Below are 14393 nucleotides of genomic sequence, written 5' to 3' on the forward strand. Positions count from 1 at the left end.
ATTGCGCGCCTCTTCAAGCATCCGTAGCTCAGCTGGATAGAGTACTGCCCTCCGAAGGCAATACTCGTCGAGTTGAGACGGGTGTCAGCTAATGGTCAAATAGACCGCCGCAACACATACGCACCAGTAGCTCAGCTGGATAGAGTACCGCCCTCCGAAGGCGGGGGTCGTGGGTTCGAATCCCGCCTGGTGCGCCATATCTATTTGATTTATTGGGTTTTTTACAGAAGCCCGAACCATCACTCCGCACCAACCAATCCTAGCGCCGAAGCTAATTCTGGCGACGTTCGCAACAGGCAATGAGTACTGCCCAAACGGCCCTTTTGAGGTTGGTTTTCGGGCTGTGCCAATTCTGTGCCTAATTCGTGCCACACGGCCTGTTCACATCCCGCGCCTCTGCGGCGGCGCGAGTACTAGCTCGTTGCCCACCAGCCGCATAGCAGCATCGGTCATCGCCAACAACTAAAAAACCTGTCTATGCAGCGGCTGGCAACAGCATCAAGCAGTGCTGTGGTGTTACATTTTGTGGAGTACCTCACGGAAGGCTTTAGCAGACAAAGGAGTAGCCGTGGCGCGTCCCCTTCGCAAGATCAAACTTGATGGAACGTTGTATCAGCGGCGTCCGGCCGTCGAAGCCGAAATTCATGATTTGACGGCCGTTAGCCCCTCCGAACTTGAGCGCAGAGCGTCCATTTGCTCCCGCACCTCCCCCGGCTTTGTCTCACCGGAAGTGTTGGTGCACTTTGTCCGGAACGTGGGAGCCGGGATGCATCGCGAAAGGCTAACTGAGCTTCTACTCCAGCGCGTTTACCTTCTCCTGCCTCGCGCCGAGAATGCAGGCGAGGCCACAGCCTCACTTACCAAGACAAACATCCGAGATGATGTCGTCGACCATTTCGTTGACCTGCTGCTCAGCGATCGAGCGTCCTATGACGACCGCTTGGATTACTACGAGATAAACTTTAACTCGGCCATCGCCAAAGACCGAAAGGATGCCAGTGATCGCCATTGGAAGCGTGATAGCCAGAGTGAAGAGCTGGGCACGGATGAGGATGGTGCTTACAACGCCCTGGACGAGGCAATTGGTGGCTACGACCCTTTTGACCCCCGCGAGCTCGACGAAAAATTTTACCGGCTACGGCTCGACGAAGAGATTGATAGTCTGCCTGAACTCCAAAGAAGAATCGTCGAAATGTGGCGCCAAGAGATTCCCATCGACTCGCAAGACCCCTCTGTCGTGACCATAAGCAAAGCACTGGGCAAGAGCGAGAAAACCATCCGTACGCACCGCGACAAGGCCTTTGCGACTCTGCGACTGCGTCTTGAACGCAAGGGGGGACTGTGATGACTAAGCGTTCGCCAATTTCTAGCGAAGACGTCATGAACGCTTTCGCGATGGATTTCGAGCCAGGGTCCGAGGTCCTCAAAAAGTATCTTGCCGACTATCCCCAGTTCGCTGCCGACCTTGTCGATCTCGCCAGAGAGCTTTCCCGGCAAGTCGACGAGGACCTTCCGCTCAGCGCCCAAGAGCTCGCCGCCGTGAGCGCTAAAATGGGCCGGCTCCGCGAGTCCGTAGTCACGGTGGAAATCCTGCAGGCCGCCTCGCCAAGGACCTTCGCTTTAGCAGCCAAAGCTCTCGGATTACCCATGCAGGTCGGCGTCGCCATTCGCGAGCGACGAATAGATGTTGCGACGTTGCCAAGCCGGTTCCTCGAGCGCTTAGCTAACGCGCTACAAACATCAGTCTCTGTTGTTCAGTCGTTTCTCCTCTTGCCTGCGCAGGCATCAGCGCTTCGTGCAAACAAGTCAGATGACAAGCCAGCCCCGGCCGAAAAAGTCCCGCTTGAACGCCTTTTAAGAGAGGCGGGGATGGATGAGGAGCGCATTTCACGACTGCTCCACGACGATGACTGACCATGGACCAACTAGAACTCGCTCGCCAGCATGCGAAGCGCTTGCATTATGAAGCAGTCGAACACGGCAGCGATCCATGGTCTCCTTATCAGTTAGCCGAATACATAGCGGAGACGCTGGGCATCACGGTTGAAAGGTGCCTCCCTGGTGCTTCAATCCTGGACGGGGCGCGCGCAACGTTTGATGCCGCCTTGCAGCTGATTGTTCATGAGGACTTAGGGACACCGTTCGAGCAAGCCTTTCTCGTCGCCCATGAAATCGGGCACGCCGAGCTAGGCGATGGTGAGGAAGAGGAGGGGTCAGCATTTCAGATCGATCCAGCGCGAACCTCTGAGGCTGCGCCAGTTGGCATGGAGCGCGTAGTCGATTACAGCCGAAGGCAGCGCCGAGAAGTCCAGATGGACCTCTTCGCGAGAGAGTTGCTGCTGCCACGGTCGCGAGTCTTTGATTTGCACGTTACTCAAGGCCAGACCTGCTCGGAGATTGCAAACCGGTTGAGTGCCCCCTTCGAGGTCGTCGCACAGCAGATGCTTGATGCGCTTTTGCTCCCCCCTGTGCCAGTAGTTGCTGCAGAAGCGCCTGTCGAAATTCCACTCAACGAGAAGCAAAAAACGGCAGCCAACCATCGCGGGGACGCGTTCCTTCTCCAAGCTGGACCGGGCACCGGAAAGACCCGCACGCTGGTGGCGCGAGTTGAGAGCTTGTTGGATGAGGGGGTAGATCCAAGACGTATCCTTCTCCTGACCTTCTCGAACAAGGCCGCTGCGGAGATGTCCGAGCGGATCGCGCTGAAGCGGCCAGCGGAAGCCGCAGCGCTCTGCATTGGGACCTTCCATAGCTTTGGACTGGACATCCTCAGACGATTCAACGACCGATGTGGCCTTCCGGTCGATCCCCGCCTGATGGACCGAACCGAAGCAGTAGAATTGCTTGAAAACGAATTTCCTCGGCTAGGCCTGACCCACTATCGCAACCTTTACGATCCATCTCAGACAGCTGCTGAAATCCTGACCGCGGTCTCACGCGCCAAGGATGAAGTTGTTGATGCGGCGGGCTATCTTGCGCTGGCCAATGCAATGGCTAACGCGGCGAGTAACCCGAGCGAGGTGGAGGCTGCGGAGAAAGCGGCAGAAGTTGCCAAGGTCTACGCTCGCTATGAAGAGCTCAAAACACTCGCTCAGTGTGTCGACTTTGGCGACCTGGTTATGCGCCCGGTTCAACTACTGGAGAGCGATGAAGCCGTTCGAAGGCAGTTGCAGAGCGACTATGACCACATTCTGGTCGACGAGTATCAGGACGTGAACCACAGTAGCGTTCGGCTTCTTGCGACACTGAAGCCGTCAGGCAATAACCTCTGGGTGGTGGGGGACGCCAAGCAGTCGATCTATCGGTTCCGCGGCGCCTCTTCGTTCAACATGGCCCGCTTCGGTTGCCAAGATTTCCCTGGCGCGGTACGGGACAGCCTGAAAATCAACTACCGTTCCACCCCTGAAGTTGTCCATGCCTTTTCTGCTTTTGCTGCAGGTATGTCCGCAGCTGATGGAGAAGAGGCCCTTGAGGCGGATAGAGGTCCAAGCGGAAAGCTGCCCGAAATCATCACAGTGGACAACGCCTCCCTGCTGACCTCGGCCATCGCTGATGGCATTCAAGAGCTTCGTCAGTCGGGCTATCGGTATCGGGACCAGGCAGTCCTTTGCCGGGGCAACGATCGACTTTCGGACGTCGGACGTGAGCTCGAGCGTGCCGGCATTCCAGTGCTTTTCCTGGGCAGCCTGTTTGAGCGTCCGGAAGTAAAAGACCTCGTCGCGGTGCTGTCGCTACTCGTGGATCGGCGCGCGATGGGGATGATCCGGACGGCTTGCTGGCCAGAATTCGCCATGAGCTTGGAGGACGCTGTTTGTGTCTTCGAGCATCTACGAGGTACCGACGCGGAACCTGGCGCTTGGCGACTTAGCATTCCAGCTGAACTGACACCTGCTGGTCAGACTGCTCTTTCTTCCCTCAATGCAGCTCTTGCAGGCTTCGACGCGACCTCCCAACCTTGGATCGTGCTGGCAACCCTTCTGCTCGACCGGACTAGACAAGCAGCCCGCATCGCTTCTTCAGCCAGCGTCTCGGACCAGGCTCAGGGCATCGCAATCTGGCAGTTCATGAACTTCGTTCGGGCGCAGCCGAACGGCCAGGGTCTCCCGATCCAGCGGCTTTCTGATCGCGTGAGGAGACTGCTGCGCCTTCGGGACGATAGAGACTTGAGGCAGCTACCAATGGCAGCCCAGGGGATTGATGCGGTTCGCCTGATGACTATCCACGGCTCGAAAGGGTTGGAATTTCCAGCGGTTCACATTGCCGGCGTCAATAAGGACTCTATCCCAGGGGCGCTTCGGACATCAAAGTGTCCCCCACCCGCAGGCATGGTCGCAGGTGGTCAAGGGCGCGCAGAGGACATTGTGTTGCCGCTGACCGAAAACTGACCCAGTAGAGGCTGTTCTGCCGACTGAAAACTGACCCAGGTGTTCAACTGCTTCTGCTCAATTTTTGAGCAGGAGAACACAGGGTGATCAGTATGGAAATGATGGGCAAAATCCGCCGGATGTATTTCCGCGACAAGCTGTCGCTGCATGAGATAGCCAAGCGCACCGGGTTGGCGCGCAACACGATTCGCAAGTGGGTCAGAGCACCTGAGGCCAAGCCGCCGGTCTACCAACGCCGCGCGATCTTTAACAAACTCAGCCCTTTTCACGCCACGCTAGAGCAGGCGCTAAAAGCCGATTCTCTGCGCCCCAAGCAACAGCGGCGCAGTGCCAAGGCGCTGTTGGCGCAAATCAAAGCCGATGGTTATGACGGTGGCTACAGCCAGCTCACCGCGTTTATCCGTGCCTGGCGAGGGGGACAGGGCAAGGCGTCGCAGGCCTTTGTGCCGCTGACCTTTGCTCTTGGCGAGGCGTTTCAGTTTGACTGGAGCGAGGAAGGCTTGCTGGTCGGCGGCATTTACCGGCGTATGCAGGTGGCACATCTGAAGCTGTGTGCCAGCCGTGCGTTCTGGCTTGTGGCGTATCCGAGCCAGGGCCATGAGATGTTATTTGACGCCCATACACGCTCGTTCGGCTCCTTGGGCGGCGTGCCGCGCCGGGGCATCTACGACAACATGAAGACCGCCGTCGACAAGGTCAATAAGGGCAAAGGCCGGGCGGTGAATGCGCGCTTTGCGGTGATGTGCGCGCATTACCTGTTCGATCCGGACTTCTGCAACGTCGCCGCTGGTTGGGAAAAGGGCATCGTTGAAAAGAACGTGCAAGACAGCCGCAGGCGTATCTGGCTAGACGCCCAGGACTGCCAGTTTCACTCCTTCGAGGAACTCAATGCCTGGCTGGGCCAGCGCTGCCGCGCGCTTTGGAACGAGCTGACGCACCCTCAATACAGCGGGCTGAGTGTGGCCGAAGTGCTGGAGTTGGAGCGCGCTGAACTGATGCCTGTGCCAGCGCCATTCGACGGTTACGTCGAGCGGCCTGCGCGGGTCTCCAGCACCTGCCTGGTCAGCGTCGGGCGCAACCGCTACTCGGTGCCGTGTGAGTACGCGGGTAAGTGGGTCAGCAGCCGTTTGTATCCGACGCGAATCGAGGTGGTGGCTGACGACGCGCTGATCGCCAGCCATGTCCGCTTGCTGGATCGCGACCAGGTCAGCTATGACTGGCAGCACTACCTCCCGCTGATCGAACGCAAGCCCGGTGCGCTGCGCAACGGCGCGCCCTTTGCTGATCTGCCGGCGCCGCTGCGTCAGCTTAAGCACGGTCTGGGGCGTCATGCCGGCGGTGACCGGATCATGGCGCAAGTCCTGGCTGCCGTACCGGTCGCCGGACTCGATGCCGTGCTGGTAGCCGTTGAGCTGGTACTGGAGAGCGGCAGCCTGAGCGCCGAACACATCCTCAATGTCGTGGCACGGCTGACAGCATCCGAACCACCACCCAGCGTCGAAACCCACTTGTCGCTCAAGGAAGCCCCCGTCGCCAACACGGCGCGCTACGACCGCCTGCGTGGCCAGACCAAGGAGATCGGTCATGCGTGATTTGATGGCGGAACTCAAGGAACTGCGCCTGCACGGCATGGCCACGGCCTGGGCGGAGTTAACTGCACAGGGTGAGTCGAACACAGCCTCATCCAAGTGGCTGCTCGAACACCTGCTGGAACAAGAGCACACAGATCGCGCCATGCGCTCGGTGAGCCACCAGATGAACATGGCCAAGCTGCCGATGCACCGCGATCTGGCCAGCTTCGATTTCAACGCCTCTAGCGCCGACGCACGCCTGATCAGCGAGCTGGCCAGCCTGGCCTTTACCGACACCGCGCAGAACGTGGTGCTGATCGGTGGGCCAGGCACCGGTAAAACCCACCTAGCCACCGCGCTGGCCGTGTCCGGCATCACCCGGCACGGTAAGCGCGTGCGCTTCTACTCCACGGTCGATCTGGTCAATCTGCTGGAGCGCGAAAAACACGACGGCAAAGCCGGGCGGATCGCCCAGGCACTGCTGCGCATGGATCTGGTCATCCTCGACGAACTGGGTTATCTGCCGTTCAGCCAGGCTGGCGGTGCGTTGCTGTTTCACCTGCTGTCCAAGCTGTACGAACACACCAGCGTGGTGATCACCACCAACCTGAGCTTCGCCGAATGGTCGAGCGTGTTCGGCGACGCCAAGATGACCACCGCCCTGCTGGATCGGCTGACCCACCACTGCCACATCGTCGAAACCGGTAACGAGTCCTATCGCCTGCAACACAGTAGCTTGGCGGCCCAGGCCAAGATCAAATCACGGGAGCGAAAGCGTAAGGGCGGCCAGGAACCGGAGGACGATGAGCCGTTCTGATTTCATGGCGACGACGGCCTGCTACATGGCTGCGTGTGGCAGGTCTTAAACAACTGAACTGGGCTAGCGAAGGAGTGGGGGCAACAGCAGCTGCGCTGGTAGACTTATCCACAGTTGCTGGTAACAAAATCAGCAATCCGCCCTGGGTCAAATTTCAATCGGCAGGGTGGGTCAATTTTCCATCAGCGCCAACAGACATTGCACAGGCGGCCCACAACGAAGAGCAGGAGTGCTTGTTCTACGTCGCAATGTCCCGGGCGAAGACACGCCTGGCGTTTTACGGAGCGACCTCAACATCGAATGGGCGTGCCAGGCCGCTATCGCAGTTCCTGGATCGCATTGGTCCAGCTCAACGGCGCGCCGTCACGCCTACTACTGTATTACCTCCTGCCCCGGACGATACGCAAATACCCATCGTCTTCTCGGGAACCCCGCGGTTCAGCTCAGATGCGGTCGCGCTTTACGAATCGTGTGCACGGCGATTCCTCTACACACACTTGCTTCAGGTGGGTGGCCGGCGCGGCATGAGTTCATTTATGCATATGCATGAAGCGATTCGTGAGGTCTACCGGAAGATCGTCGCGCAGGGCAGCTCTAGTGCTGAGTGGGAGGATCTGCTTTCTCAGGCCTTCGCGGCTCAGGGGCTTCATGAACATGGCTATTTCGATGACTACCGTGCGATAGCCTCCACCATGCTCCAATACTTCCTGGCATCGAGGGCTGGCGCGCAGGTTGAAGCTCCGACCCCGCTGCGAATTGTGCTAGACGGCCATGAGATCGAAGTAACACCGGATGATGTCCTCGTGAAAGACGGAAAGCGGGCCATACGCCGGGTGAGAACTGGCCATGCGCCCAGCCGTGACAGCAAGGACGTCGGTGCAGCTGCATTTGTACTAGCGGCCCAAGCGGAGTTCCCGGGTGCCGAGCTGGAACTGGTCTACCTAGCTGATGCTGAAAGCAAGCCGTTGAAACTCAGCACCAAAGAGTTGAGCAATCGCCAAGAAAAATTGGGCGAGATTTTCCGCGGAATCCGAGGCGGCCAGTTCCGAACAAATACTTCGGACGCCACTTGCCCGAACTGCCCGGCCTTTTTCGTGTGTGGTGCAGTCCCCCCTGGAACCCTCTCAAAACAATTCTGAAAAAAGTTTACCGGCGGCAGTCGCTGGGTCCGATTAAAGAGTTGAAGGCAGAAAAAACTCTGTCGCAACACTTTAGAGGACCATATGAAAAACTCTCCGTTTGACGACGTTGGTGACGCAATCCGTGAGGATCGTCCACTGCGAGAGGCCGGCGCCTATCGCATCCGCTTCGGCTTGGAAGGACTGACCTTCCGCAACATCGACGTGCCTGACCCGGTACCCACCGGCCGGCAAATCCTGGATAGCGCGGGGCTCGATCGCCGAAGCGACTATCAACTCTATGCACTTCTCGCCTCGGGCGATTTTGAGGACGTTCGTCTCGACGAGACAGTGGATCTGCGAGGCAAGGGTGCTGAGCGCTTCATTGCGTTCAAGTCCGACCGCGCCTTCAAGTTCTCTTTGAACGATCGCCAGATGGCCTGGGGGCACCCGGAGCTGCTGGGCAGCGTTCTGTATGACCTAGCCGACGCCTCGCCCGAAGAGGCCATCTTCCTGGAAGTACGAGGCGGCGAAGACATCCTCATCGAGCCGGATGACAGGATCAATCTCGACAACCCTGGCATTGAGCGGTTTATCACCGCCCTAAAGCCGCAAAAGGGCTACGTCATCGTGGTCAATGCTGTCGAGGAGATTGTGCCGGACAAGCATGTCACCTTCGAACAGGTGGTCAAGTTGTCCCATCCGAACGCGCCGGCAGAGACCAACGTCAAGTTCTCGATGACATACCGCAATGCTGCCTCGCACCCCCGCGCTGGTGAACTCGCTGAGGGTGGCTCCGTTGAAGTCAAAAAACAGGGGACAATTTTCAATGTCACACGAACTGTTCAGTCTTAATGCCGACCTGGCCCGGTTGCGTACGGAGGGCTACTTCGTTCGCATTCAGGGGAGTCTCCTAGTGATGCTGGAAGTGCCCTATGTCGACGCTCAATGTCGTGTGCGCACCGGCACGCTGGTGTCCAGCCTTGACTTGGCTGGGGACCGGACGCGCAAGCCAGAGACACACGTAATCCACTGGGACGGCGACTTCCCCTGCAGCGCGAATGGGACTCCCTTGCCAGGCATCTCCCATGCGTCGCCCAACACCGACCTCGGTTACGGGCTCACCGCAAGGCACAGCTTTTCCAGTAAACCCAACCCGGATGGCTACCCGGACTACTACGCCAAGATGGCTACCTACGCGACCATCTTGGCCGGCCCGGCGGCCGTCTTGCAGCCCGGTATCAGCCCACGGCTGATCCGTGGCGCTGATGATGAGAATGAGCCCAGCGTCTTCAACTATCTCGATACAGCATCCAGCCGGGTAGGCCTGGGCGCGCTAGCTAGCAAACTGGAAGGTGAGGTGGTGGGCATCCTCGGCGCAGGTGGTACTGGTGGGTACATCCTCGATCTGGTCGCGAAAACGCCGGTGAGGGAAATCCGGCTCTTCGACGATGACGACTTTCTTTCCCATAACGCGTTCCGCGCGCCCGGAGCGCCATCGCTCGAGGAGTTGCGGGACGCCCCTAAAAAGGTGCACTACCTGAAGGGCATCTATGAACGGATGCATCGCGGGATCGTGGCTCACCCCGTGAAGATGAAAACGGAGACGCTGGGGCTGCTTGACGGCATCACGTTTGCGTTCATCAGCATGGACGCGGGCGAAGAAAAGCGCGCCGTGGTGGCGAAGCTCGAAGCACTTGGTGTGCCTTTCATCGACGTCGGGATGGGGCTTGAACTTAGCAACGGTAGCTTGGGCGGTATCCTGCGGGTGACGACTAGCACGCCGGCGAAACGCGAGCATGTCCACGCAGGGCGCATCTCTTTCGCTGGTGGTGGAGGCCAGGACGTGTACGCATCCAATATCCAGGTGGCCGACCTGAACGCGTTGAATGCTTGCCTCGCAGTAGTGAAGTGGAAAAAGCTCCGCGGCTTCTACCGCGACCTAGAGAGCGAGCATCACAGCACGTACACAACCGATGGGAGCATGTTGCTCAACGGAGACCAATCATGATGCGCCATCTGAGTCTGGAACATCGTTTTGTGCGAAACGTTCCACGCGAGTTGGAGCCTGGCATCTTGTACATCTCGATGGACTACGCAACCGCAGTGCACTCGTGCTGCTGCGGTTGCGGGGATCGCGTGGTAACCCCATTCACGCCGACCGACTGGCGGATGACGTTCGATGGTGAGTCCATCTCGCTTCAGCCCTCCGTAGGCAACTGGAATCAGAAGTGCCGGTCGCACTACGTGATCCAGCGGGGTCGAGTTTTGGAGGCGGGGCCATGGTCGCAAGGCCAGATAGAGGCGGAGCGTCTACGCGATAAGAAGGCCAAAGCTGCGCATTATGGCTCGCTGCATGAAGTGCGTCGTGAGTTACCCGGTTCCACTACTGGTGGCCAGAGTTCGACTGCGCACTCCCGTAGCATCTGGACTCGGCTTAAGGCCTGGCTCAGCCTTTGACCGCCGATCTTGACTGATGAAGCTCCACCGCCACCAACGGGACAAAAACAGATTTGAAAGAATGGCTGTTTCTGGCTGTGGGTTTACCCAAAACAACTGGCAATTTTAAACTCGTGACTTATTGGAGCAATGCATGACCGGTTTCGGCGAGATCAACCGCCAGTTTTCTATGGAAGGGGCTACCCATCTCTACTCAAGCTCCCCTGCAATGCTTACGCCGGCGGATCTCTATCGTGTCAAAGACAATCCGACACACAAGGCCGCCCTTTTAGACTGCAACATCTATCTCATCGTCCGCCGCCAACGTATTTACTTGAAGCCCGACGGGTTCACCTTAAATGGCCGGATTATCACCGGAGATTTTTTGGTGATGCGAGAACAAGGGATGAGTGCAGTCCCCTTCGTGTATGAAATTAGCCCATCATCAGTGCCGGATGGCATAACCATTCAGGATGTCGCAGTAGCTCTTAATGGTACATCGTTGATTGTGCTGACTCCAAAGGGCAAGCACTTTATTGCGGTAAACGTCATTATCGCGGACGCTAAAAGTGAGCTGGAAATGCATGATACCGATCTGGAGGTACTCTATGTGGGACAGAGTATTGGACGAACCGGGTCGCGGACTGCTCTAGATCGCTTGCTTTCGCATAGCAAATTTCAGCAAATCCTCGCCGAAACCTCCACGCACTTCCCGGAGCGCGAGTTGCTTCTATTGCTGTATCGATTCGAGCACGGCAGGACGATCATTAGTAATGGAGGTGATTTTAATGTTGATGCCCAAGCCTCCGCCCAGCAGGATTCGGCTCATTTCGATCGCCTCCGAAGTGTTCGGTTGAGTCGTAAGGAAGTCGTGTCGCTAGCGGAGGCGGGACTGATCAACCACTTCAAGCCGTATTACAACTCCCTGCTTAAAGCGACGAATTTTACGACGAAGAATAAAATCAAGGTTTTAAAGCAACTGATGGGGAAGGGGATCACTGGACTAGTGGTAGAGCTTTGCTCGGCCAATTTACGCTCTCGCATCGGCACGGTTCATGCTCTACCCGTGGACCTAACAGAGGTATTTCCAATAGAGGTTCTGGATGGACGCAATATTAAAGACCAAGAATTAAAGGAGAGGTGGCAGGAGCAATTGAAAGAAATGGCTCATTCACATATCGCCAAATTTTCGCTGACGAGTCCTCAAGAGCGAAACACGTTCCTGCATGGCACTATCTTCAGCAACCAAACTGAAGAGGCGCAACATTAGTCAAGCGTCTGATCGGGTGACTGATCGCAATGCGTATCCGATTTTTCGGCTGATTGCTGGTATCCAGCTCCAGCCGCTACGCCTAACAATAATGGGAAAAACGCACGCAACAACTCGAAGAGCGTAACCAAAGAGCATGAGATTTAAACGCGCTCTGAAGGCTTGCTTGGGAGCCCTACAGCAAAATTTCATCTACCACATCGATCGTTGCGCGTGCCTCAATGAAACGCGCATACAATCTATTGACGAGATCTGTATCCATACAGACAACGTCAGTCTCATGTTCCCGTTCATTATGAGCTTCGGGCTCAACAAAGCCCCGATCAAAGCGAAGACCTGCCTTTTGATTAAATAGATAGCGTGCATGGACGTCTTGATCCAACTGGTCACCCGCCATCCTGAAAATACTGAATCTGACTCCGCGCTGCACCCAGGCGTTAAGTTGATTCTCATACTCAAGTTTCACCTCCCCTAGTTGGCGGTGATCTTTACTGTGGTCTGAGAAGATAAAGATATGGTTCGGCAGGTCACCACTTGCCACGCAAATGCTAAGCATAGAATTTAGCACTTTTATGCATTTTCGCCTGGATTGAAAATAGGGGTCTACAAGCACGACTTGATCCGATGCAGCCAATACATACTTAGCAGCTTCTGCTAGCGCATTTGCATTCCGCTTAACACAAAAATCTCGGCGATTATCGAATAATCTCTCACTTGCATCATCGATCCGATGAAACTTATCTAGGTCGACTTTGTTTCGCACCAAGACCGCTGATAGTTGACTTAAAACAGCCTCAGCATTGACACTCTCCAACCAGCTAGTACCCACGTAGGGCAAGCCTATCCGTACCAAGCGATCATCCTTGGCACTCTGTAGTTTTTCCTCTATACGCTTCAATTCGATATCGCCAAGTCCTCTGCTACGGCAAGCCTCCATCACGAGCCGCATCCAGGTCTTCGGATAGCGCGCGATCAGCAGCCCCTTGCTATAACCAAACTTCTCCAAGGCATAGCGCAAGTCTTGCCAGTTATTGATGGCTTCAGGCTCTATGGCAAATATGGCGTGCATCAGAACAGCTCCTCGCTACGCTCAGCGAAGAAGCCATTGGGCCAGCGGCTGGCGAACTCACCCGTATGGTCTATTTCAATCCGTCGGGTTCTCACCCCCGCCGCACCTGGCTCCATGTAGACGATAGATACATCTTCTGGAGAGACGGGCTGCAGACCCGCAGGCAACTCGCGCTCGGAGGTTTCACGGATACGACGCAAGATCCGCAGCATCAGGTGTTCGCTGTGGGTTTCGATCAAGAAAGTGGTGTTCTTTTTGGCTTGCGTCAGCAAATCGCCGATGCCGACCTGGATCCTAGGATGGACATGCAGTTCCGGCTGCTCGCAAGCAATGATGCCTTGCCTGTCTTGTACCGCTGCGACCACCAGCGGGAAGAGTTGAGAAATCCCGACACCCACTTCGGAAAAGGCCACCTCGATGTTGTTGAGGTCGTCCCACAGCACCCACTTATTGTGAAACTCCTTTGTCATTAGCTGCCGGGCTTTGGCTTCAGCGGTATTTTTGTCTGCCTCAAGCAGTTTCTTCAGTGCAGCTAGCGGTACTGAATGCTCTTCGGACAACGGATTGCCATCTGCATCCGCTTCAGAGAAGCCCAGGCTGAGGGCGTCTCCGAAGGTCTCAAGTAAGGCCCGCAACTCACTGGAAGTATCGTCGCCTGCCGTGTAGGCGGCTTGGCTCATCACGCTCTTCGAGCGCAGGGAATAGCCGAGATTCAAGGTCTCTGCGGTGTTCAGCCAGTGATTGAGTTCTGCCATGCTGGCCGCGGTCAATCGTCCGGTGACATCCCAGGCGGCGGCACCGGAATACCAGCCCTTCTGTTGAGGGTAGGGATCAGGCTGATGCAGGGCATCCGGGATGAGGCGCAACGGTCCGATGCACAGACTATCGTTAAGCAGCGCCAACAAGTTGTCGAGGGGGGCGACCACCACATCTGAGAGGATTTCGTTCAAACGCGCAGTCAGTATTGGATCATCCGTATTGATGACAGTCTCAAGCCGTTTACCTGGTACCGGCAAGGCTCCGGCAAGCCCCGCGAAGCCGATGACGGCATGCTCAAAGGAAACCTCAGTGTTTCGCCCAGAATCTATCCTGGAAACTGTTTCCGTCTTGCGATTGCCATTGAGCAACTCATGGAAGCGACTGACAAAGGCAGAGTCCTCATAGTTATCCTGATCCGCCTCCGCTAACAAAGCCGGATGACGATAGTTGAGCCAGGTAATTACGGGCTGTTTTAGGCCAGCATCGCTAGCAAGCTCGGCAATCAGGCTGTCATCCAGCCACACCCTATAACAAGCCACATAGGCCGTATCCTCGGCTTTTGACCAAGCGATATGAAATTCCACGGCCAGCCGATTGGCATCGGCCGTGGAACTCTCAACGGGTAGCGCAAAATCGTCACCCACCAGATCCACGATCTGATTGTAACTGGCACCAATTGAGCCGGACTTATCGAGACTCAACTTTATGACCATCCGCTTGCTAATATCCCGACCGTTAACAAGTCTCTTGAAACCGCCAACGTGCTTTTCGCCCAGCGCATTAATGCGCTGGGGGTCGCATTGCCCCTTCTCCAGAATTTGCTGGATGTAGAACAGCGCCATCAGTACCGAGCTTTTGCCTACGCTGTTCGGTCCGAAAAGGAGCGTCACAGGTGCCAGCGCGATGGACTGGGTGGCCTGAAAGGAGCGAAAGTTGGTCAGGGATATTTCCGTAATGCGCATGGC

At 56.7% G+C, this 14393-nt stretch carries 12 protein-coding genes and 1 tRNA gene; 11 read left to right on the forward strand and 2 right to left on the reverse strand.

Annotated elements, in window-relative coordinates; translation table 11 throughout:
* Nucleotides 1–120: 120 nt before the first annotated feature.
* The 11 genes from HSX14_RS29925 to HSX14_RS29970 all read left to right on the forward strand — a co-directional run bounded on the left by HSX14_RS29925 (nucleotide 121) and on the right by HSX14_RS29970 (nucleotide 11600).
* A tRNA-Arg gene (locus HSX14_RS29925) sits at nucleotides 121–197 on the forward strand.
* A 371-nt stretch (nucleotides 198–568) separates the two neighbouring features.
* Nucleotides 569–1345: an RNA polymerase sigma factor gene (locus HSX14_RS29930; protein WP_034021837.1), complete on the forward strand. Its 777-nt coding sequence runs from the start codon at nucleotides 569–571 to the stop codon at nucleotides 1343–1345.
* Entirely contained in the window at nucleotides 1345–1914 is a 570-nt protein-coding gene (locus HSX14_RS29935) for a hypothetical protein (protein ID WP_034021834.1), read from the forward strand. The genes HSX14_RS29930 and HSX14_RS29935 overlap by 1 nt, the downstream gene beginning before the upstream one ends.
* Before the next feature lie 2 nt (nucleotides 1915–1916).
* Nucleotides 1917–4385, forward strand: a complete 2469-nt coding sequence (locus tag HSX14_RS29940) for a UvrD-helicase domain-containing protein (protein WP_228723515.1) — start codon at nucleotides 1917–1919, stop codon at nucleotides 4383–4385.
* A 92-nt stretch (nucleotides 4386–4477) separates the two neighbouring features.
* A complete protein-coding gene (gene istA / locus HSX14_RS29945; protein ID WP_173180429.1) occupies nucleotides 4478–5977 on the forward strand; it encodes an IS21-like element ISPst3 family transposase in 1500 nt (499 codons plus the stop codon).
* Nucleotides 5970–6773, forward strand: coding sequence for an IS21-like element ISPst3 family helper ATPase IstB (istB, locus tag HSX14_RS29950; RefSeq protein WP_011911830.1), 804 nt, complete (start codon nucleotides 5970–5972; stop codon nucleotides 6771–6773). The genes istA and istB overlap by 8 nt, the downstream gene beginning before the upstream one ends.
* Before the next feature lie 248 nt (nucleotides 6774–7021).
* On the forward strand, nucleotides 7022–7912 hold the full coding sequence (locus tag HSX14_RS29955) for a PD-(D/E)XK nuclease family protein (protein ID WP_173179476.1): 891 nt from the start codon (nucleotides 7022–7024) through the stop codon (nucleotides 7910–7912).
* Nucleotides 7913–7996: 84 nt separating this feature from the next.
* On the forward strand, nucleotides 7997–8746 hold the full coding sequence (locus HSX14_RS29960; RefSeq protein WP_034021828.1) for a multiubiquitin domain-containing protein: 750 nt from the start codon (nucleotides 7997–7999) through the stop codon (nucleotides 8744–8746).
* Nucleotides 8721–9902, forward strand: coding sequence for a ThiF family adenylyltransferase (locus HSX14_RS29965; RefSeq protein ID WP_034021825.1), 1182 nt, complete (start codon nucleotides 8721–8723; stop codon nucleotides 9900–9902). Before HSX14_RS29960 ends, HSX14_RS29965 begins: the two co-directional genes overlap by 26 nt.
* A gap of 77 nt (nucleotides 9903–9979) precedes the next feature.
* Nucleotides 9980–10351 carry a ubiquitination-like system serine protease family protein gene (locus HSX14_RS31770; RefSeq protein ID WP_346427668.1) on the forward strand — a complete coding sequence of 124 codons (372 nt, stop codon included), beginning with the start codon at nucleotides 9980–9982 and terminating at the stop codon, nucleotides 10349–10351.
* 133 nt (nucleotides 10352–10484) lie between these two features.
* Nucleotides 10485–11600 carry a hypothetical protein gene (locus HSX14_RS29970; protein WP_034021823.1) on the forward strand — a complete coding sequence of 372 codons (1116 nt, stop codon included), beginning with the start codon at nucleotides 10485–10487 and terminating at the stop codon, nucleotides 11598–11600.
* A gap of 175 nt (nucleotides 11601–11775) precedes the next feature.
* Here the strand turns inward: HSX14_RS29970 and HSX14_RS29975 are convergent, their stop codons facing one another.
* Both HSX14_RS29975 and HSX14_RS29980 read right to left on the reverse strand, forming a co-directional pair.
* Nucleotides 11776–12669, reverse strand: a complete 894-nt coding sequence (locus tag HSX14_RS29975) for a hypothetical protein (protein WP_034021821.1) — start codon at nucleotides 12667–12669, stop codon at nucleotides 11776–11778.
* A complete protein-coding gene (locus tag HSX14_RS29980; protein WP_052155670.1) occupies nucleotides 12669–14390 on the reverse strand; it encodes an AAA family ATPase in 1722 nt (573 codons plus the stop codon). Before HSX14_RS29980 ends, HSX14_RS29975 begins: the two co-directional genes overlap by 1 nt.
* Nucleotides 14391–14393 lie beyond the last annotated feature (3 nt).

It is taken from the genome of Pseudomonas tohonis (assembly GCF_012767755.2).
GTDB lineage: Bacteria > Pseudomonadota > Gammaproteobacteria > Pseudomonadales > Pseudomonadaceae > Metapseudomonas > Metapseudomonas tohonis.